Origin of the sequence: Streptomyces tanashiensis, assembly GCF_014648895.1 — a bacterium.
GTDB classification, from domain to species: Bacteria; Actinomycetota; Actinomycetes; order Streptomycetales; family Streptomycetaceae; genus Streptomyces; species Streptomyces tanashiensis.
In genome coordinates this window covers 1,043,583-1,064,185 of record NZ_BMRZ01000001.1, presented here as the reverse complement: position 1 = coordinate 1,064,185, position 20,603 = coordinate 1,043,583, and the positions used below count along the sequence as shown (strand labels likewise).

General features: G+C 73.2%; 17 protein-coding genes. 5 read left to right on the top strand and 12 right to left on the bottom strand.

The window, feature by feature from the left end:
* Nucleotides 1-2 precede the first annotated feature (2 nt).
* The gene (locus IE237_RS04860; RefSeq protein ID WP_189800495.1) at nt 3-509 is read left to right on the top strand and encodes a hypothetical protein; all 507 of its coding nucleotides are present in this window, start codon (nt 3-5) and stop codon (nt 507-509) included.
* Here IE237_RS04860 and IE237_RS04855 read toward each other — a convergent pair.
* The 4 genes from IE237_RS04855 to IE237_RS04840 form a co-directional block, all read right to left on the bottom strand.
* Entirely contained in the window at nt 496-1,095 is a 600-nt protein-coding gene (locus IE237_RS04855; RefSeq protein ID WP_229842248.1) for a flavin reductase family protein, read from the bottom strand. The genes IE237_RS04860 and IE237_RS04855 overlap by 14 nt on opposite strands.
* 189 nt (nt 1,096-1,284) lie before the next feature.
* A complete protein-coding gene (locus IE237_RS04850) occupies nt 1,285-2,127 on the bottom strand; it encodes an enoyl-CoA hydratase/isomerase family protein (protein ID WP_229842291.1) in 843 nt (280 codons plus the stop codon).
* Complete coding sequence (locus tag IE237_RS04845; RefSeq protein WP_189800494.1) at nt 2,118-4,340, bottom strand: acetate--CoA ligase family protein; 2,223 nt, start codon at nt 4,338-4,340, stop codon at nt 2,118-2,120. Before IE237_RS04845 ends, IE237_RS04850 begins: the two co-directional genes overlap by 10 nt.
* A gap of 151 nt (nt 4,341-4,491) precedes the next feature.
* Nucleotides 4,492-5,655 (bottom strand): flavin-containing monooxygenase, encoded by a 1,164-nt coding sequence (locus IE237_RS04840; protein WP_229842247.1) that lies wholly within the window; start codon nt 5,653-5,655, stop codon nt 4,492-4,494.
* 152 nt (nt 5,656-5,807) lie between these two features.
* Between IE237_RS04840 and IE237_RS04835 the strand changes: the two genes are divergently transcribed.
* Complete coding sequence (locus IE237_RS04835) at nt 5,808-6,257, top strand: DoxX family membrane protein (RefSeq protein ID WP_189800492.1); 450 nt, start codon at nt 5,808-5,810, stop codon at nt 6,255-6,257.
* A complete protein-coding gene (locus IE237_RS04830) occupies nt 6,257-6,676 on the top strand; it encodes a Zn-ribbon domain-containing OB-fold protein (RefSeq protein WP_189800491.1) in 420 nt (139 codons plus the stop codon). The genes IE237_RS04835 and IE237_RS04830 overlap by 1 nt, the downstream gene beginning before the upstream one ends.
* On the opposite strand, the gene IE237_RS04825 is transcribed toward IE237_RS04830, so the two are convergent.
* The 3 genes from IE237_RS04825 to IE237_RS04815 form a co-directional block, all read right to left on the bottom strand.
* Nucleotides 6,646-8,616, bottom strand: coding sequence for a serine/threonine protein kinase (locus IE237_RS04825; RefSeq protein ID WP_189800490.1), 1,971 nt, complete (start codon nt 8,614-8,616; stop codon nt 6,646-6,648). The two genes, IE237_RS04830 and IE237_RS04825, sit on opposite strands and share 31 nt — an antisense overlap.
* A 99-nt stretch (nt 8,617-8,715) precedes the next feature.
* On the bottom strand, nt 8,716-9,390 hold the full coding sequence (locus tag IE237_RS04820; RefSeq protein ID WP_189800489.1) for a DUF998 domain-containing protein: 675 nt from the start codon (nt 9,388-9,390) through the stop codon (nt 8,716-8,718).
* 136 nt (nt 9,391-9,526) lie between these two features.
* Nucleotides 9,527-10,081, bottom strand: coding sequence for a nitroreductase family protein (locus tag IE237_RS04815; protein ID WP_189800488.1), 555 nt, complete (start codon nt 10,079-10,081; stop codon nt 9,527-9,529).
* Between the two features lie 168 nt (nt 10,082-10,249).
* On the opposite strand from IE237_RS04815, the gene IE237_RS04810 reads away from it, so the two are divergent.
* Both IE237_RS04810 and IE237_RS04805 read left to right on the top strand, forming a co-directional pair.
* On the top strand, nt 10,250-11,515 hold the full coding sequence (locus IE237_RS04810; protein WP_189800487.1) for an alpha/beta fold hydrolase: 1,266 nt from the start codon (nt 10,250-10,252) through the stop codon (nt 11,513-11,515).
* A gap of 73 nt (nt 11,516-11,588) precedes the next feature.
* Nucleotides 11,589-12,872 carry a tachylectin-related carbohydrate-binding protein gene (locus tag IE237_RS04805; protein WP_189800486.1) on the top strand — a complete coding sequence of 428 codons (1,284 nt, stop codon included), beginning with the start codon at nt 11,589-11,591 and terminating at the stop codon, nt 12,870-12,872.
* On the opposite strand, the gene IE237_RS04800 is transcribed toward IE237_RS04805, so the two are convergent.
* The 5 genes from IE237_RS04800 to IE237_RS04785 form a co-directional block, all read right to left on the bottom strand.
* Nucleotides 12,854-13,492 (bottom strand): HAD family hydrolase, encoded by a 639-nt coding sequence (locus IE237_RS04800; protein WP_189800485.1) that lies wholly within the window; start codon nt 13,490-13,492, stop codon nt 12,854-12,856. The two genes, IE237_RS04805 and IE237_RS04800, sit on opposite strands and share 19 nt — an antisense overlap.
* A complete protein-coding gene (locus IE237_RS40475) occupies nt 13,489-13,611 on the bottom strand; it encodes a DUF397 domain-containing protein (protein ID WP_229842289.1) in 123 nt (40 codons plus the stop codon). The genes IE237_RS04800 and IE237_RS40475 overlap by 4 nt, the downstream gene beginning before the upstream one ends.
* 41 nt (nt 13,612-13,652) lie before the next feature.
* Nucleotides 13,653-15,887, bottom strand: a complete 2,235-nt coding sequence (locus IE237_RS04795) for an FG-GAP repeat domain-containing protein (protein ID WP_189800484.1) — start codon at nt 15,885-15,887, stop codon at nt 13,653-13,655.
* 105 nt (nt 15,888-15,992) lie between these two features.
* Nucleotides 15,993-18,200: an FG-GAP repeat domain-containing protein gene (locus IE237_RS04790; protein WP_189800483.1), complete on the bottom strand. Its 2,208-nt coding sequence runs from the start codon at nt 18,198-18,200 to the stop codon at nt 15,993-15,995.
* Nucleotides 18,201-18,300: 100 nt separating this feature from the next.
* Complete coding sequence (locus tag IE237_RS04785; protein ID WP_189800482.1) at nt 18,301-20,550, bottom strand: FG-GAP repeat domain-containing protein; 2,250 nt, start codon at nt 20,548-20,550, stop codon at nt 18,301-18,303.
* Nucleotides 20,551-20,603: the final 53 nt, after the last annotated feature.

The following is a 20,603-nucleotide window of genomic DNA, read 5'->3' as shown; positions in this document are numbered from 1 at the left end:
CGATGAGCGGTCCTGAAGGCGGGCGGAGCTTTGCCCGGATGCTGCGGGTCTCGATCCTCGCGCTGTTCCTCGAAGCGGCGCTGGCGATGGTGCTGGGCGTGGTGTTCGGAGACTCCGGGCGGCCGGAGCTCGGCGAGGGGGGTGTCAGCGCCCTGCAGCTGCTGGCGCTCCCGTTCCTGCCGCTGATGGCGCTGCTGCCCGCCGCCGCGGTCTCCGCGGTGGTCGTGGTGCCGGCGGTGCTGCTCGGCGAGAGCCTGGCGCGCCGGGCCGGCGGCCCTCCGCTCGGGTGGCAGGTGCTCCTGTCGGCCGCCGCCGGGGCCCTCCTCCTGCCGCTCGCGGGCTGGTGGGGGTGGGCCGTGGCAGCGGTCTGTCTGGCCGTGGCGGCGGTGCTGACCCGCCCCGCGCGCAGGGGCTACTTCGTCTCCCTGCTCCTGTGGGGGACGGTCGCCGTCCTCGGCGTCTTCATGCTCGGCGGCATCGGGCTCTACACCGGCGTCATCGAGGGCTGAAGTCCCCGAACCGCCCCTGGTGGAAGAGCAGCGGCTCGCTCTCCTGCTCCGCGCCCAGCGATGCGACCCGGCCGACCACGATCAGGTGGTCGCCGCCCGTGTGGACCGCGGTGATCGCGCAGTCGATCCAGGCGGGCGCGCCGGCCAGCCGCGGGGAGCCCGTGACCGGGGCGGGGCCCCACTCCACGCCCGCGAACTTGTCGGCGCCGCTCACCGCGAACGACCGGCACAGCGCGCCCTGTCCGGCGCCCAGGACGTTGACGCAGAAGGTCCCGGCCGCGGCGATCCGGGGCCAGGTCGTCGACGTCCGGGCGACCATGAAGGCGACCAGGGGCGGGTCGAGGGAGAGGGAGGCGAAGGACTGGCAGGCGAAGCCCGCCGGTCCGTCCGCGTCGAGGGCCGTCACGATCGTGACGCCGCTGGCGAAGTGCCCGAGGACGCGGCGGAACTCGCCGGGGTCGACGGGCGCCCGCTCGTCCTCCCCGACCGCGCGCAGGGCCGGCCGGGGCAGTGGTTCCACGGCCGTGGGCGAACCGGCCGCTCTCAGGTGTCGGACGACGGTGGCCGCCATCCCTGCGTGTCCCATCACACCGTCCATTGAAACTGACGGTTCGTCAGATAGGAACCCCTGGGGGACGACGGCCACGGTCACTTCCGGATGCGCGCCTCGCCGCGCCGCGCGCGAGGACGCGCGGCTAGGGCCTGTCTTTCGGATCAGGCCGGATCAGGGTGCGTGCCAGGCCCCGCGAGCCCGGCCTGATCCGAAAGACAGGCCCTAGCGGCCCTCGTACCGCGCCTCCCTGCGCTCCACGAAGCTCGCCACGCCCTCCTGCGCGTCCCTCGTGGTCATGTTGATCTCCTGGGCCGTCGCCTCCGCCGCGAAGGCGGTCGAGCGGTCCACGTCCAGCGAGGCGTTCACCAGCTGCTTCGTCAGGGCCAGGGCCCGTGTCGGGCCCTGGGCGAGGCGTTCGGCCCAGTCCCGGGCCGTCTTCGCCAGTTCGTCCGCCGGGACGACCCGGTTCACCAGGCCCAGCTCCTTCGCCTCCGCCGCCCCCACCGCGTCGCCGAAGAACATCAGCTCCTTCGCCCGCTGCGGCCCGATCAGCCGGGGGAGGAGGTACGCGCCGCCGCCGTCGGGCACGAGCCCCCGCCGTACGAAGACCTCGATGAAGCGCGCCGAGTCCGCCGCGAGCACCAGGTCGCAGGCGAACGCGAGGTGCGCCCCGATCCCGGCCGCCGTCCCGTTCACCGCGGCGATGACCGGCTTCTCGCAGTCCATGACGGCGCCGATGAACCGCTGCGCGCCGAGGCGGATCATCCGGGCCACGTCCCCCGCCACGCTCCCCCGGCCCTCGGCCGGGGGGGCCCCCCTCTCGCTCCGCCCCCCGGCGGCCGGCGCGCCCCGCAGGTCCGCGCCCGCGCAGAAGCCGCGCCCGGTGGCCGTCACCACGACACAGCGCACGGCCGGGTCGGCGGAGGCCTCGGCGAGGAGGGCGATGATCCGCTCCCGCTGGTCCCAGGTGACCGCGTTCATCGCCTCGGGGCGGTTGAGCGTGATCCACGAGACGCCGTTCTCGACGGTGTGCAGCACATCGGACACAGGAGCTCCTATCGGCAGACCGCCAGCGCGTCCAGGGCCACCGCCCCCTGCCCGCGCGGCAGCACCATCAGCGGGTTGATGTCCAGTTCGGCGAGGTCGCCGTCGAGTTCGAGGGCCATCCGCTGGACCCGGAGCACGACCTCGACCAGCGCGTCGACGTCGGCCGGCGGGGCACCCCGTACGCCGTCGAGCAGGGCCCGGCCGCGCAGCTCGCCGAGCATCGAGCGGGCCTCGTGCTCGCCGAAGGGCGGGACGCGGACGGCGGTGTCGTTCAGGACCTCCACCAGGACCCCGCCGAGGCCCACCGTGACCGTCGGGCCGAAGAGTGCGTCGTGGGTCACGCCCACCACCATCTCGACCCCGCGCCCGACCATCTGGCAGACGAGGATGCCGTCGAGGTCGATCCCCTCGAAGCGGGCGATGTCGGTGAGCTCGCGGTAGGCGTCGCGCACCTGGCTGGCCGAGGTGAGGCCGACCTTCACCAGGCCCAGCTCCGTCTTGTGGGCGAGCTGCGCGCCGGAGGCCTTCATCACGACCGGGTAGCCGACGAGCCCGGCGGCCCGGACGGCCGCCGCGGCGCTGGTGACGAGCTGCTCGCGCGGCACCCGTATCCCGTACGCCCTCAGCAGCTGCTTCGCCGCGTGCTCGCTGAGTCGCCGGCCGGGCCGTACGAGGGCCTGGGCCTTGCGGAGGGACGGGGAGGGGGTGCGGGGCGCCTCGTCGAAGGGGGAGCGGTAGGAGGCGGTGAAGCGGTGGTGGTCGAGGTAGGCCTTCACGGCCCCGATGCAGTTGGAGAACGTACGGAAGGTGGCGACGCGCGAGGAGCCGAGGAGGGTCTCGCGGTAGGCCGCCTCGGTGCCGACCGGGGAGCCCCAGACCACGCAGACCAGCTTGTCGGTGGCCTCGGCCGCGTCGACGAGGTCCTGGGCGAGCTTGTCGCTCATCGGGGGGAAGGGCCCGGTGATGGGACAGATCAGCACCCCGACGGACGGGTCGGCGAGGATCGCGTCGATGATCTTCCGGCCGCGCCAGTCGCCCACCGGGTGCCCGCCGTTGTCGACGGGGTTCGCGACGTTCAGGTACTCCGGGATCCACTGGTGGAGTTCGTCCTGCTTGGCCTGGTGGAGCGTGGGCAGTTCGAGCCCCGCCGCCGTGGCCAGGTCGGCGAAGTGGGCGCCCGTGCCGCCGGAGATGGAGTAGACGACGACCCCGTCGGCCTGCGGCCGGCGCGCGCGGGCGAGGAGGGCCGAGGTGTCCTGGAGCTGGTCGAGGCCGTCGACCCGGATCACCCCGTACTGCCGCATGGCCGCGTCGACGACCCGGTCGGCGCCGGTGAGCTTGCCGGTGTGGGAGGCGGCGGTCCGGGCGCCGGTCTCGGTGCGGCCGACCTTCACGGCGACGACCGGGACGCCGTGGCGCGCCGCCCGGTCGGCGGCGAGGAGGAAGGAGCGGCCGTCCTTGAGCCCCTCGACGTAGCAGGCGATGGCCCCGACCTCGGGGCGTCCGGCGAAGTACGAGAGGAAGTCGGCGGTCTCCAGGTCGGCCTCGTTGCCGGTGGGCGCCCAGTGGGAGAGGCGGACGCCGAGCTCCTGGAGGGTGAAGACGGGCCGCCCCTGGTGGCCGGACTGGGTGATCAGGGCGACGGCGGGGCCTTCGAGGTCGTCGCGGAAGCGCTCGAAGGCGTTGAGGTTGGTGTTGGGGCCGAGGAGGCGGAGCCCGGAGCGGCGCACGGCGGCGGCGAGGCGTTCCTGTGCGGCGGCGCCGGTCTCGCCGGTCTCGGCGAAGCCGGAGGCGAAGGCGACGGCGAACCTCACCTTGGTCTCGGCGAGCTCCTCGATCACGGGCAGCGGGTCGGCGACGAGGAGGACGGCGAGGTCGACGGGTTCGGTGAGCGCGCCGACGGAGGGCACGCAGTCGACCCCGAACACGCTGGTACGGGTCGGGTGCACGGGCACGAGCCGGGCGCCGACCCGCTCGGCCCAGGCGAGCAGCTGCCGGGTGATGCCGGTGTTGGGCCGGCCCTCGGTGTCGGAGGCGCCGATGACGGCGACGGACTCGGGCCGGAAGAAGCGGTCGAGGTCGGGGACGGGCGCGTGCAGCGGCCGCCCGCTGACGTCCACGTCGCCGGCGACGGCGGTGACGCCGTGCACGGCGTCCCGGGGTGTCTCCCCGCAGGCGACCACGCGGGCGCGGAGATCGGTGGTGAAGGTGCCGTGTGTCGATCCAAGCATGTGTGTCGCCCGCCCTTCACCCATCCGTATACACCTGACGCTCAGTCAGATTACAGAACTGACGGCCAGTCAGGAATGGGTGTGCGCCGAGGAGTCGTACGGCCGGGGCGGTCCTCGGCGGACAGTGGACGCCCGTGGGCCGGGCCCGGCCTCAGCGGGAGGGCTTCGGCGCGCTCCGCGCGATGCGCCGCGCGATCCGCTCCGCGTCCAGCGCCAGCTCCCGGAACATCCCGCTGATCGGGTTCGTGAAACCCGTGAAGTACAGCCCGGGCGCCTCGCGCGGGCTCCGCGCCCCGTGCGTCACCGGCAGCCCGCCTCCGTCGAGCACGTCCAGGTGCCCGAGGAGCGGCTCCAGGGCGCGCCGGTAGCCGGTGGCCGCGATCACCGCGTCCGGGGCGATCCGGCTGCCGTCCGCGAGGACCACCTCGCCGTGCTCGAAGGCCTCCACGGCGGCGACGATCTCGACCTTCCCGGCGCGTACGGCGTCGATCAGGCCGACGTCCTGCACGGGGATCGCGCCCTCCCGCTGCCGGGTGGCGAGGCCCTTCTCCGGCCGGGGGAGCCCGTGCGCCGTGAGGTCCGGCGTGGCGAACCGGGCGAGCAGCGCGCCCAGCCGGTCGACGAGGGCCGCCGGCAGCCGTCGCACCAGGATGCCGGAGCGCTGGGCGGGCCAGCCGAGGGTCGTGCGGCGCACGATGTGCGGGACGGTCCGCACCGCGAGCCGCACCCGGGCCGCCCCGCCGTCGGCGAGGTCGGCGGCTATCTCGGCGCCGGTGTTGCCGGCGCCGACGACGAGGACGTCCTTCCCCTCGTACGGACCGGGGGCGCGGTACGCGCGCGCGTGGCAGAACTCGCCCTCGTACGTGCTTCGGCCCGGCCACTCGGGCAGGTGCGGGGTGTGGTTGTAGCCGGTGGCCACCACCACCGCCCGCCCGGTGAGCCGGCGCCCCCCGGTGGCGTGCAGGATCCAGTCCCCGCCGGCCCGTTCGATCCGGTGGACCTCGACCCCGGTCACGAGCTCCAGCTCGTGCTTCTCCGCGTACGTCTCCAGGTAGCGGACGACGTCGGCGCGGGCGACCCAGCGGCCGAAGGAGCGGGGCATCCTGAGTCCGGGGAGGGCGGAGAGCCGCCGGGTGGTGTGCAGCCGCAGCCGGTCGTAGTGCGCGCGCCAGGAGGCGCCGACGGCGTCGGACTTCTCCAGGACGACGGCGCGCACGCCCCGCGCGCGCAGGGCGGCGGCGACGGCGAGCCCGCCGGGCCCACCACCGATGACGTACACGGGGTGGACGGGAGGTGCAGGGGGCGTGATGACCATGAATGCTGAGCGTAATGACGTGTACACACAGTGGGTCTCGGTCATGACGGATTTCGGTTGCGAATCGGTCACGCGGACCGGCCTCTTGCGCTCGCTCGCCGCCCTGCGCTGAACTGACGTACCGTCAGATCCAGTTCGTGGAGAGGTCCCCCATGCAGACCGTCTGGCTCAGCGGCGCCGAATGGCTCGCCGTCCTCCGCATCGGCCTCGGCCTGTGGTGGCTGGAGAGCTGGCGCCACAAGGACAAGAAGGGCTGGTTCGAGCGCGGCACCGGCATGGCCTGGGCGGCGGACGTCGCCGGCAAGCACAGGTGGGCGGCCGTGAAGAACGGCTTCGACACCGTCGTCGCCCCGCGCCCCAAGCTCATGGCGTACGTCGTCGTCTACGCGGAACTCGCCCTCGGCCTCGGCCTGATCGCCGGCTTCCTCACCCCCGTCGCCCTCGTCGGCGGCCTCCTCCTCAACCTCCTCTACCTCGTCCTGATGATCCACGACTGGGCCGAGCAGGGGCAGAACGCGATGATGGCGCTCATCTCCCTCGTCGCCCTCCTCGCCATGTCCTGGCAGACCTGGTCCCTCGACTCCGCGATCGGACTCTTCTGATGACGGCCACCCCCGACGTCGACGCCTTCACCCGCCCCTACTGGGACGCCGCCGCCGAAGGACACCTGCTGCTGCGCCACTGCGCCGCCTGCGGCCGCGCCCACCACTACCCGCGCGAGTTCTGCCCGCACTGCTGGAGCGAGGACGTCCGCTGGGAGCGGGCGAGCGGCCGCGCCACCCTCTACACCTGGTCGGTCGTCCACCGGAACGACCTCCCGCCCTTCGGTGACCGCGTCCCGTACGTCGCGGCCGTCGTCGACCTCGCCGAGGGCCCGCGCATGATGACGGAGGTCGTGGGGGTGGCGGAGGACGACCTGAGGATCGGGATGGAGCTGCACGTCACCTTCCGCACGGAAGGTGACGTGACCGTCCCCGTCTTCGGCGTCGCTCAGACGGGCGAGACGTTCCGCCAGAGCTGACGGAGGTCGCCCGGGTCGCAGGTGGCCATCATCGTGAACGGGGGCCCGGCCATGATGCACTTGCCCTGGCCCACGTTCATGAGCGTCCGCCCGTTGGGAGTCGTGGCCTGGATGCGCCACGACTGGTCGCTGGAGCCGTCGCAGGGGACCGCGGTGGCGCCGGTGGTCCCGTTCGGGTCGAGGCAGTGGCCGCTCTGCCGGTTGACCAGCCGGAAGGTGCCGTTCGCACCGGCCTTGTACGTCCAGCCGTACCAGATGGGCCTGGCGCCTTGCGCCGAACCGCACTCGTAGGTGTTGGCGAAGACACCGAACCCCGCGTTGTACTCGCCGAGACAGGTGCCGTCGGACGCGTTCTTCAGGGAGTACGTCCCCGAGGGCGCCGAGCTGGTGGGCGGCGGAGGCGCGGGCGCCTTCGTCGTCGGCCTCGGGGTCGGACGGGTCGTGGTACCGCCGGAGGAACCCGAATTCGAGCCGGAGCCCGAGCCCGAGCCGCCCGAGACCGAGGAGGAGTTCGACCCGCCGCCCGTCACGGACCCGCCGCCCGTCACGGACGTGCCGCCCGTGACGGACCCGCCCCCGCCCCCGGCATCGCCGGAACCGCCGGACAGGGTGCCGGTGCCACCCGCGTCGCCGCCGCCGGAGGCGCCCGCGGGCGGGGCCGTCGACCCGGCCGGCGGCGTGCCCGAGGGCTTGGCGGACGGCTTGCCCGAAGGCGTGGCCGACGGCGTCCCCGTCGTGGACGACGGCGGTACGGAAGCGGGCTGCGAGGCCACCGAGGACGGCGGCGGCGACGCCTCCGGGGCCGCGCCCAGACGGCCGATCTCGTACGGGCCGAGGGCGACGGTCAGGGTGGTGCCGGTCGCCACGACCACGGGCACGGCGAGCATGACGAACTTGTTGCGGCGCCACCGCGGCGGATCGGAGGCGCCCCGGCCGGTGACGGCCAGGGGGTCGGGCGAGGCGGTCGCGGGCTCCTTCGGGGCCTGCGGCGTCAGCGGGGCCGTGGCCACGTCCTGGGCCGGGTCGGTCCGCTCCAGCTCCTCCAGCTGCTCGGCGGTGGGAGCCCCGGCGGCGAAGACGGCCCGCTCGGCGATCCGCTCGGCGACGGCCTCCGGCCAGACGGCGCCCGCCGCCCGCTCCTCGGTGAGCGTGACGAGCTCGTCGGCCGTCGGCCGGTCCGCCGGATCCTTGGCGAGACACCTCTGTACGAGCTCCGCGAGCTCGGGGTCGCCCTCCGTGAGCCGCCCGAAGTCGGGCTCGCCGTGGACGACCCGGTAGAGGAGGTCGGGCCCGGAACCGTCCCCGAACGGAGGCCGCCCGTTCGCCGCGTACAGCAGCAGGCTGCCCAGGGCGAACACGTCGGCGGCACCGGTCAGCCGGCGGTCGGCGACGGCCTGCTCGGGCGCCATGTAGGCGGGGGTGCCGATGACCATGCCGGTCTTGGTCAGCCGGCTCTGGTCGGCCGCGCGGGCCACGCCGAAGTCGATCAGCGAGAGGCCGCCGCCGGTCAGCATCACATTGGACGGCTTGAGGTCGCGGTGCACCATGTCGGCGCCGTGCACCACCCGCAGCCCCGCCGCCGCGTCCCGCAGGAGCCGCCACAGGGCGCCGCCGGACAGCGGGCCGCCGTTGAGCCGGATGGCCTCGTTGAGGGTGATGCCGGGAATGAACTCGGTCGCGAACCACGGCGGCTTCGCCGTGCGGTCGCTCGCGAGGAGCTTCGTGTTGGCGCCGGCGGGCAGCCGCGCCAGGTTGTCGAGCTCGTGCCCGAAGTGGCTCAGGAAGTCGACGTCCTCGGCGAGCACGGGAAGGACCCGCTTCACCGCCGCGAACTTCCCGGGCACGGCCCCGAGATAGACCCGCCCCATCCCCCCGGACCCGAGCACACCGAGCATCCTGAACGCCCCGATCTGCCGCGGGTCGCCCGACTCCAGCGGCATTGCCCCACTGCCGCTCAAACTGTCCACACTGGATTGGTCTTCCGGTTCCCCCTGCATGGGCCACACAGTAGCCGAGCACGTTTGCGATCTGAACGGAGGTCAGATCCCTGTTGCCAGGCTGTTGTTGGGGATTCGTCGCCGCGTCTCGCCGGGGCGGGCGACGCCGTGGACGCCGACGGTCAACGCCCAGAACAGGAGGGGAAGAGCGGCGACGCGTTCCATGCCTCCCATGCCGAGGCCGAGGTAGTGGCGGGAGAGGAACAGCCCGAGGGTCGTGAGCGCCGTGACCCCCAGCAGGCCGCTGCCCCACCGCAGGGAGGACGGCAGGTGCCCCGCCAGGGTGAACCCCGCCAGGGCGAGACCGGCATTGCCCGCCGCCATGATCAGGAGGGCCCCCAGGACGTGCAGGTTCTCGTCGACGTCCGCGGGAGCCAGCCCGGCCAGGACGAACCCCACGCCGGAGCAGGCGAGCAGCAGGCGGGCCAAGGTGGCGGCCCGGCCCCCGCGCCACGGGGCGCCGCCGGTCAGGGCGACGCCGACGACGAGCAGTACTCCCAGGGCGACGAAGGAACCGTTCATCAGCCCGTGCTCGGGGGAGCAGATGTAGCGCGGCTCGGGCTCCGCCTGCAGGGCGCAGTGCGCGTTGCCCAGGTCGCTGATGTTGTTCCGCGCCCAGCTGTACGGCCTGTCCCAGGCCGACTCGGTGATCCAGTGGACGACGAAGAACTGCGCCACGCCCACGATCCATGCCGCGTACCCGATCCGAACCCTCACCCGTCCGCCTTCCGTCGCGCGATCACCTGCGGACAGCCGATCACGCGGCGCCGGACCCGGACACGCCGACGAACCCCCTGGAAGGGGGTGGGGAAGGCCCTACTGCGGCCGGAAGCAGGGGAGTTCGAGGAGCGCGCTACTGCGACCAGGGGGCGGACAGCAGATCGGCGACGCTGCGCCGGTCGCGGGTCTCCGGCCGCTCCTCGGCGGCCTTCCCCAGCGCGACCATGGAGACGATGGACCATCCCGGATTCGGGCCCAGCTCCTCGGTGAGGCCGTCCATGTCGAAGGCCCGGAACTGGTGGGACGCCAGCCCCAGCGCCTCGGCCTGGAGGGTCATGTGGGCGATGGCCTGGCCGAGGTCGTAGTCCGCGAACTCGGAGTAGAGCAGCTCCGTGTCGCCCACGTGGCGGCGCGTCAGCGTGACGACGAGCAGCCCCGCGTCCTTCGCCCACCGGGCCGAGCTGGGCGCGAGGTGGCGGACCACCCGCTCGTGCCCCGGCTCGCCCGGCCGGCTCGCGAAGAAGCCCCACGGCTGGGAGTTCCCGGCGGACGGCGCCCACCGCGCGGCCTCCAGCAGCAGATTCAGCGCGTGGTCGTCGACGGTGCCGGACGGGTCGAACCGGTAGGGGCTGAACCGTCCCGCGAGCAGAGGGTGCAGGCCGCCGGACAGTTCCAGATCACGTTGCATGTCCCGGTCCAACGGGTCACCGCGCAGACGTATTCCGACACGGATCGCCGCCGCCCCAACTCGCCTCCACCTGGGGGGATTCCGCGATTCCGGGGTGGGGCTGGCCACACCGCCGGCCGGGGGGCCGTCGGATGTCCCGGCGGCCGGCCGCTCCGTAGCGTCGTCGCCATGACCCACACCACGACCCGCACCCCCTTCCGGCGGGCGGCGCAGCGCCGGCGAGTCCGCCGGTCCCTGGCCACCGCGACCGCAGTCGTCCTCACGGCCCTCGCCGCCACCCCGGCGGTCGCGGCGTCCGAACCCCGCCCCGTGCAGCAGAGCGCGGCGCGCGGGGCCCTTCTCGGTGTCACTCCCGTCGCCGACCTGAGCAGGGCCGAGGTCGCCGCGTTCCTCAAGGGCGCCGGCATCGACCCGGCGACCGTGCGGCACGGTGTGCGCGGCTACCGGATCACCTACCGGACCCTGACCCCGCAGGGCGCACCGACCACCGCCACCGGCCTGCTGGTGCTCCCCAAGGGAGGCGAGCGCCGGCTCGACCTGGTGGCCGACACGCACGGCACGATGGTCCACCGCGACTACGCGCCGTCCGTCGCCGAGGACTTCGGCCTGTACGCGCCCTATCTGCACGCCTCCGCGGGCCGCGCCGTCGCCGCCCCGGACTATCTCGGGCTCGGCAAGGGCCCCGGCCTCCACCCGTACATGGACACCGCCTCCTCCGTCTCCGCCTCGCTCGACATGCTGCGGGCGTCCCGCACCGCCGCGGGCGCCCTCGGCAGGCCGCTCACCGGAGACGTGTACGGCACCGGGTTCTCCCAGGGCGGCCAGGTCGCCATGGCGCTGGGCCGCGAGCTGGCGCGGGGCGCCGACCGGCACTTCCGGCTGCGGGCGCTCGCACCGGTCGCGGGACCGTACGACCTGCAGGGCGCCGAGATCCCCGCCCTGCTCGACGGCCGCGTCAACGACATCAGCGGTGTCTTCTACATGTCGTACTTCCTCACCGCGCAGAACAGGCTGCACCCCGTCTACGGCGACCCGGCCGAGGCCTTCCGGCAGCCCTACGCGGGGTACGTGGAGCAACTCTTCGACACCCGGCACACCGAGGAGGACATCGTCACCCGGCTGCCCGGCTCGGTGAAGGAACTGCTGACCGACGGCTTCTACGAGCGGCTGCGGCACCCGGACGGCGGACTGCTGGCCGCGCTGAAGGCGCAGGACGGGACCTGCGACTGGAAGCCCCGCGTGCCCGTACGGCTGCACAGCGCGGCCGGCGACACGGACGTGGCGATCGCCAACTCCGTCCACTGCGCGGCCGACCTGGCCCGTCACGGTGTGAAGGCCCCGGTGATCGACCACGGAAAGACCGACCACAACGGCTCCTTCAAGGAGGCGGGACCTCAGATCGTGCGCTGGTTCGACAGGCTCGCGCGCGGCTGACACGGCGCCCGGGTACAACCGTGCGAGCCCCTCGGCGGTCCAACCGGCCATCGAGATCTTCTGGGGGTGTTGCATGAGAAGAAGTACGCGTACGGCCCTGGTGGTGACGGCGGCCCTGACCGCCGTCACCACCACCGCGACGACGGCCGCGACGGCGGCACCGGCCCCACCGGCCACGACCGCCGCCGCCGCGACCGGCACCGTCGTCCAGGAGGGCGGCCCGCTGGTGGTGACCTCGGGTGAGGAGGGGGCGGCGACCGCGCGGGTCAAGGTCGCGCTCTCGCACTACACGGGCGGCAGGATGAAGGCGCGGCTGCTGCTGCCGACGCAGCCGTACGTGCCCGGCAACGAACTGCCCTCGTACGCCGCCGTCGACTCCACCTGCGCCGTCGACGGCGGTGCGTTCCAGCCGTGCTCATGGGACAGCCCGTACAACGAGGCCGCGCTCCCGGAGGTCGACACCGAGCCCGGGTACGAGACGACCCTGACGTACGACATCCGGGTGAACGCCAGTAGCGGTGCCGTCGACCTCGGGAAGGTCACGGCCACCCTCGAAGTGACCGACGAGGCCGGGAAGGTCACCGACCGAGGTCCCGTCACGTTCCAGTTCGTCAAGGGCACCCCCGAGGCCTGGCTGCGGACCACGGTCCTCGCCCGCGACAAGGCCGGCGTGCTCTGGCAGTACGAGGGCTCGGGTCACCCCGACAAGCCGCTCAGGGCCCGCACGCGCATCGGCGGCGGCTGGAACGCCTACACGGCGATCGTGCCCGTCACGACCCGTTCGGCGGCGGGCGAGGGCGACCTCATGGCCCGCGACAAGGACGGCGTCCTCTGGTGGTACCAGGCCTCGCGCAACACGGCCGCCCCGTTCAAGCCGCGCCAGAGGGTGGGCGGCGGCTGGAACCAGTACACCGCCCTCACCGGCTACGGCACCGGCCTGCTGGCCCGGGACAAGGCCGGCACGCTCTGGCGCTACTCGTTCACCGGCGCCACCGACCCGGCGTACGCCCTCGAAAGCCGCAGGAACATGGGCGGCGGCTGGAACATCTACACCGCCATCGCGGGGGAGGCGCAGGGCTACAGCCCGGTGGCCCGGGACAAGGACGGCGTCCTCTGGGCGTACAGCTCGCGCTTCCCGGGCTTCTACCCGCGCACGCGCGTGGGCGGCGGCTGGAACGCCTACAACTCCCTCACCTGGACCGGGAGACTGACCGGCTCCGGCGCCGGCCTCATCGCCCGTGACACGGCCGGCAAGCTCTGGGCCTACGACAGCGTGTACCGCGACTCCCGCCTCGTCCCGGTCTCTCCCCGCAAGGAGATCGGCCACGGCTGGGACATCTACGACGCGATCTTCTGACCCAGGGCCGCCATGATGTGCGGCGCCGCCTCCGCGAGCGTCGTGAAGTGGCGGTGGGCGTCCGGATGCGGCGCCGGGGTGTTCACGGTCCAGACCGTCATCCCGGCGTCCAGCCCCGACCGCACCCCGGACGGCGCGTCCTCGATCACCAGGCACTCCGCCGGGTCCGCGCCCAGCTTCTCGGCGGCGGTGAGGTACGGGACGGGGGACGGCTTCCCCTCGGCGACCGAGGCCGCGTCGACGATCAGCCCCGGGAACGGGAGCCCGGTCCGCTCGAACCGCCCTCGCACCCGGTGCTCGTAGTTCGACGTCACCAGCGCCCACCGGTCGGCGGGGAGGCCGTGGAGCAGCTCGCCGGCCCCGCCGAAGGCCGCGTACGAACCCGTACGGACGTCCTCGTCCTCCAGCGCGTGCAGAAGGGCGAGGCACTCGTCCGGGTCCGCGCCGGGCACGACGGCCGCGAAGGTCTCCACGGGCCGCGTCCGCAGCGCCGTGGCGTACACCTCGGCGCCGTCGAGCCCGTACCGCGCGGCCCACTCGTGCCAGACGCGCCGCTGGTTCTCGACGGCGTCCATGAGGGTGCCGTCGACATCGAAGAGAACGAACTTTATGGAGGTCACGCCCCGGATGCTACGTCCAGGAACGCGACCCAGGAGGCGGGGGAGACGGCGAGTTGGGGGCCGTCGGGGGTCTTGGAGTCGCGGACGTGGACGGTGGTGAAGGAGAGGCCGGTCGGCAGGACGGTGTGGGCGACCGTCCCGCCGACGGGCCGGTGACCGGTCAGAACAGGGTGGTGTACCAGCCGGGGGCGGGCAGGATCGTGGTGGCTCCGGCGCGCGGGGCGAAGGGGACCTTCCAGTCGCCGGTGCCCCGGTAGAGGGCGAGGGTGCTGTCGAGGTGACCGGTGCGCCCGTTGGCCAGGAGGTCGGGGCGGCCGTCGCGGTCGGTGTCGCCGACGGCGACGATCTCGTTGTACGCGTTCCAGCCGCCGCCGATCCGTGTGCGGGCGGCGAAGGTGCCGTCGCCCTTGCCGAGGTACAGCCACATGACGCCGGCCTTGTCGCGGGCGACGAGGTCGCCGGTGGGGTTGCCGCCGATGTTCCCGGTGGCGACCAGCTTGTTGTAGATGTCCCAGCCGTGGCCGGTCTTCCTGCGGGGCGCGAAGGGCGCGGCGGCGTTTCCGGTGCCCTTGTAGAACCAGAGGTTGCCGGCCTTGTCCGCGGCGACCAGGTCGGGACGGCCGTCGCCGTCGAGGTCGCCGTTGCCGGTGATGTCGTTGTACGTGTTCCAGCCGCCGCCGACGCGGACGGGCGGCGCGAAGGGGGCGGCGGCGTCGCCGGTGCCCGGGTGGATCCAGAGCGTGCCGGTCCCGTCCCGCGTCACGAGGTCGGAGTACCGGGCGCCGCTGACGTTTCCGGGGGTGAGGACCCGGTCGTAGGCGGCCCAGCCGGCTCCGGCGTTCGTCGCGGTCGGGGCGCCCGTGTGGGCGAATTCGAGCGCCTTGCGGCCGTCGAACACGTACAGGTTGTCGTTTCCTCGGACGAGGAGGTCGGGCGAGCCGCTGTCCGAGAAGTTGTGCGCCGCCTGCCCGCTGTCGACCTTGAGCGTGCCCGTCCTCTCGACGGACGGTCCGACGCCGTTGCGGGGGGCCGCCGTCATCCGCCAGGTGTAGTCGCCGTTCTTCGCCGTGTAGAAGTCGTCGAGCAGGCCGGTCCACTTCAGGGTGGCCCACCCGGCGTTGTCCACGTTCACGGTGCCCGTCATCCGCTTCCCGGAGGCGGTGTGGATCAGCTCGATCCGGGCCGACGTGGGGAGGAGGGGACCGGCGAAGCGCCACGACAGCGTCACGTCGCCGCGCGTCGTGCGGAAGTCGGCGGTGGCGGGAACGGACTGCTCCACGACCTGGAGGACGATGGACAGCCCCATGCTCGCCACGAGGGTGGCGGTCGGCGTGCCGTCGGGGCCGGGGGCGATCCGGTAGATGCCCTCGCCCTGGGCGACGGTGCCGCCTTGCACGAGGAGCTCGGTGTCCGACTGGCTGCGGATGGCCTCCACGGTGTCGAGGACCTTGACCGTCCGACCGGTCGTCAGCGAGCGGAGCGTCAGCCCGTAGAGGGCACTGGGGCGGGAGGTCGTGAGGGTCTCCCCGTACGCGAGCCAGTCGCCCATCAGCTCGGCCTGGACCCGGTCCCCGGAGCCGATGGGGATGCTCGTGGTGTCGGGCTCGTTCCTGCGGGCCACCTCCAGGGACACCGCCCCGGTGACGTCCGGGTCGTCGACCCAGGCCAGATGGGTGGCGGACAGGGTGACATCGGTCCCCCAGCTCGCACGCGGCGCCCGGCGCTCCTCCACCACCGCGGCGGTGGCCACGTCCACGACGGCCACGTGCCACTCGGCGCCGTTGTTCACGAGCTCGTAGTACAGGAGGGACAGGGTGTCCGGCGAGTCCGCGCGGCTGGAGAGGGAGTTCGCGGCCATGCCCTTGGACAGCCCGGATATCGGCCGGTCGACGACCTTGCCGTCCCGCTCGCCGACGAGGTGGAGGTCCCGGCCCTCGGTGCCGTCGGCCCGGGGGACGCTCATGACGAGGGTGCTGCCGACCAGGTCCACGAGGCTGGCGCCCGCGCCGAGGAAGACGGTGTCGATGGTCACGGGCGAGGAGGCCCCGGACATGTCGTACAGGGTGTGGCTGGTTCCGGACGAGGCCACGACGGTGTCCGCGCGGACGGTCCCCCGGGAGCCCGCGGGCAGAGCGGTCGTGACGCCGTCCGCGTACCGGGTCCAGGAGAAGCCACCGTCGTTGTGACGGGTGAGGAATCCGGACGGGCCGTTGCCGACCAGCCGGGAGTCCTGCGGCAGGGTGGGCACGGAGGTGGCCTGCGGGCCCGCCGTGACGGCCGCCGACGCGGGGCGCGTGCCGGTCGCCGCCACGGCGGGCGAGGCGAGGGCGCCGGTGGTCACGGCGAGGGTGATCGCGACGGCGAGCCGGCGCCGGGTGCTGCGGGTGAGGTTCAAGGGTCTGCTTTCTCTGGGCCCGTCGCTTCGGGCCGGCCTGTCGGAGACGCGCGTGAAGGACCGGTCGGTCGGCGGGACGGTCCGGGCGACCGTCCCGAAGACCCGTCAGAACAGGGTGAGAGGGGTCCCTCCGAGACTGTTGAAGACCGCTCCGCGTGGCTCGAAGGGGGCCTTCCAGTTGCCGGTTCCCTTGTAGAGGAACAGGTCCCCTGCGGCAGGGTCTTGCGTGAGCAGGTCGGGGCGACCGTCGCGGTCGGTGTCACCGAGCGCCACGAACTGGCTGTACGGTCCCCAGCCGCCGCCGATCCGCGTGCGGGCGGCGAAGGTGCCGTCGCCCTTGCCGAGGTACAGCCACAGGACACCGGAGGTGTCGCGGGCGACGAGGTCACCGGCCGTGCCGCCGCCGATGTTCCCGGTGGCGACGATCTTGCCGTAGATGCCCCAGCCGTGACCGATCTTGGTGCGCGGGGCGAAGGGTGCGGCAGCCGAGCCGGTGCCCCGGTAGAGCCAGAGGTCGCCGGCCTTGTCGGTGGCGACGAGGTCGGTACGGCCGTCGCCCGTCAGGTCGCCGCCGGCCGTGATCTTGTTGTAGATGTTCCAGCCGCCGCCGACCTTCGTGCGGGCCACGAGGGTCTGTCCGGCGCCTGTGGAGAGCCACAGGACGCCGCTCCTGTCGCGGCCGAGGACGTCGGCGGCCGAGGAGCCGCCGATGTCTCCCGGGGCGAGGAGCTGGTCGTAGACGTCGAAGCCCTCGCCGAGCCGCACGGGGTCCAGATGGGGCCATGACCCGAGGGTGAAGATCGCGTCGTATCGGTAGAGGCCGCCGGATCCGTCGCGGACGAGCAGATCGGTGGTGCCGTCGTCCGTGAAGTCGTGCGGGACGGGCTTGCGGACGATCGTGAAGGTGCCGCTCTTCTCCACGGCCGGGCCGATGCCGTTGGCCGGCGTCGCCGTCATGTGCCAGGTGTAGGAACCGTTGTAGGCGGGGAATCGGTGGTCGGACGCGTCGAGCAGACCGTCCCACCTCACCGAGTTCGTGCCCGACCCGTCGGCGGGGTCCCTGAGCCGCACCGTCTTCCGCGTCGCGTCGTGCGTCAGCTCCACGCGCACGTCCGCCTTGCGGCTGAAGGTCCAGCTCAGGTGGACCGGGGCGGGAGTGAGGTCGAAGTCGATCACCTGGGGGACGCGATCGCTCACCGGAGCGAGCGCGGTCGGCACGCCGCTGCTCGCCACCTGCTCGGTGAAGGGGACGCCGTCCGCCCCGACGGAGACGCGGTACAGGCCCTCGCCCCCGGCGAGGGTTCCGCCGCGCACCGTCTGCGTGCCCCCGGGACCCGGGACGGCCTGCGTGAGGTCGTCGAGGAGTCTGACGGTGGCGCCGGTGGTGAGGGAGCGGGCGGTCAGAGCGTGCAGAGGATCCGACTCCCAGGCTACGTAGCCTCCCGGCTGCCCGTACGTCAGCCAGTCGCCCACCAGCCCGATCGGCACGTTCTGGGCGGCGCCCAGGGGCACGCGCTCGGTCTGGCCGCTGTCACGTCGGACGATGACCAAGGTCGACTCGACATCCGTGGGCTGCTCGACCCAGGCGATGTGAGTGGCGGAAAGAGCGGTGTCGCTCTTCGCCGTGACCCGCTGTGTGTCGTACTCCTCCGTGACCGTGTGGGACTGGAGGTCCACCACGGCGGCGCGGCTCCTGGGCGTCCCGTCCACGGTGCCCGTGTAGAGGACCACGGCGGTTTCGGGGGAGTCGATCTCGATGCGCGTGATCAGTGCGTCCGCGGGGAGGCCGGTCACCTTGTCGTCGACGAGCGTGCCGCGCTGCTTGCGGATGACGTGGATGTCCCGGCCGCCGGTGGCGTTGGCCTTCGTCGCGACGAGGGCGGATCCGGCGCCCCGCGCGCGGTCGAAGCCGTCGCCCAGCGGGGCGATGTCGATGACGGAGGTCTCGGCGCCGGTGGCCATGTCGTACGTCGTGTAGACGGTCCCGTCGGCCTTCGTGACGGCGTCCGTCCGCTGGTTCGACGTGTAGGACCCGTCGGGCAGGGGGGTTGTGACCCCGTCCGTGTAACGGGTCCACCCGTAGTGGAGTTTCCCGTCGACGGACCGGATGGTCAGGTAGCCCGACGGGCCGGAGCCCGCTATCGATCCGCCGGGATAGGCGACGAGGTCCTGCGGTGCCGCCGGGGCTGCGGCCGACGTCACGGCGCCGGTCGCCGCCCCGGCCGGGACGGCCACGAGGGTGCCCACCGTGACGGCGAGGGCGGCGGTGACGGCCAGGGCGAGCCGATGGCGGGAGGCGTGTGCGCGGGACAAGAGCGGTGATCCCCCAGTGAGATGCGGGCATGGCGCCGAACGCGCCATGCCCGCATGACTGTTCAAGGGGCCGAATGGTTGTACGTGTCGCGCCCGGGAATCAGGAGACGGAGTTGAACTTCGTGCCCTCGCCTCGGTACAGGCTGGTGGAGATCCTGGTGAAGGGCGCCGACTCCGTGCCCGTGCCCAGGTAGACGTACGTGCCGCCCGCGCCGTAGGCGAGCAGGTCGCCCCGGCCGTCGTTGTCGGCGTCGCCCATGCCGACGAGCTGGGTGAAGGCGTTCCAGCCGCCGCCGATCCGGACGCGCGGCAGGAAGGTTCCGTCGCCCTTGCCGGAGAACAGCCACAGGACACCCGAGGTGTCCCGGGCGACGAGGTCTCCGGCGGGCGTGCCCACCGTGTCGCCGACGGCCGTGATCTGGTGGTAGATGCCCCAGCCGGTGCCGATCCTGGTGCGCGGCGCGTAGGGGGTGGCCCAGTTGCCGGTGGCCTTGTAGAGCCACAGGCCGCCGGCCTTGTCGGTGGCGACGAGGTCGGGGCGGCCGTCGCCGGTCAGGTCGGAGCCCGCGGCGATCTTGTCGTAGACGTTCCAGCCGCCGCCGATCCTGGTGCGCGGCGCGAACGTGCCGTCGCCCTTGCCGAGGAAGCTCCACAGGACGCCCGACCCGTCCCGCGCGACGAAGTCGCCGGCGGGGGCGCCCGCCAGGTCTCCGGCGCCTTCGATCAGGGTGTGCGCCTGGAAGCCGGTGCCGATCTTCGTGCGCTTCGCGGCGTACAGACCACCGCCGTCGAGCCAGTCGTAGGTGTCGTCCCGCCACAGGGTGCCGGAGGCGTCCCGTGCGAGGAGGTCGGCCGAGCCGTTGTCGGTGAAGTCGTGCGGGTTCGCCGTGCGGGCCAGTCGGGTGGTTCCGGAGGCGGTGACCGGCCCGCCGATGCCGTTCGACGGCGCGGCCACGGCCTCCCAGGTGTAGTCGCCGTTGGTGGCGGGGAGCCCGTCGTCCATCACGCCGTTCCAGGGGATGCTCTCGCTGAAGAGCGGCAGGTAGTGCCCCTGGTGGGACGTCCTGCCCGTCGCGACGTGTCGGAAGGTGAGGTCCAGGAGGACATGGCCCCGGTTGAACGTCCACTCGGTCCCGATCGGGTTGCGGTCGCCGTCCAGAACCTCGGGGACCTTGTGGCCGACCCATTCGAGCGCGGTCGACCTCCCCGCGCTCGCGACCATGGTCGCCACCGGGGTGCCCTCCGTGTCGAGCGAGATCCGGTACAGGCCCTCGCCCTCGGCGACGGTCCCGCCGCGCACGAGCACGCTGCCGTCGGGTGCGGTGGCGTGGGAGGTGGAGTGGTCGAGGAGCTTGACCGTGGCGGTTCCCTTGACGGAGCGGGCGGCCAGGGCGTTCAGCGGGTCCCTGGAGCCGTTGATGCCGTCGGGAAGTCCGTAGAGGAACCAGTCGTCGATGACCCCGGCCACGGCGACGCGTGCCGTCCACCCCAGGTCGTGGCGCGTCGAGGTGTGGTTCGCGCGGTCGTGGACGACGGCCTCGGTCTTGCTGGACGCGCCGTTCGGGTCGATCCTGCGCTCGGTCCAGGCGAGGTGCGTCGGCGTGATGCCGCCGGTCGAGGCCGCCGTCCACCGGTCCACGGGCTCCGTGTCCTCGTAGCGGTCGTCCGTGCCACCGCCGGACAGCCGGTACGTGGTGGAGAAGTAGGCCGTCGTCCCGCCGTCGTCGGCGGAGCCGAGGATGAGCACCTCGCCGCCGCCGGAGCCCACGATCTTGTAGCCCGTGTTCCGGGTGCCGTACGAGATCTTCCGCTGGTGGACGGCCCCGTCCGCAGCGGTGACCCGGTACAGGTCGAGCCTGCCGTGCGTGTCGGGCTTCGTCGCGAACAGGACGGAGCCGACCGCGCCGACGAGGACGGCGTCGGGGCCGAGGGCGGCCGCCAGGTCGATGCTCGTGGGGGAGCTGCCGGGCTTCGCCATGTCGCGCAGGGTGTACGTCGTGCCGGCACCGGTGACGGCGATGTCCGAGCCGGTGGCGAAGGCCCGGTCGCCCGGCAGCGGGACCGTCGTGCCGTCCGCGAAGTACGTCCAGGCGAAGGTCCTGCCGCCGGCCCCGTCCCAGGCGGGCCGGGAGGTCAGGAAGCCGGTGGTGCCGGCGCTGACGACCTCGTCGGAGGCGTGAATGGTCACCGCGGCGGTGTCGTTCACCGCGAGGGGCGCCGCGAGGGGCGCCGCCACGGGCGCCGCGAAGGCCGCCGGGGCGGTGACGAGCGTTCCCGTCACGGCGGTGACGGTCGCGAGGGCGAGGACGGCGGTCGCCAGTCGGCGGCCGGAGAGACGGGCGCGGTACAAGATCCCCCCACAAGAAGCGGATGCGCCCGGTGGTCCGTGCGCATCCGCTGTGA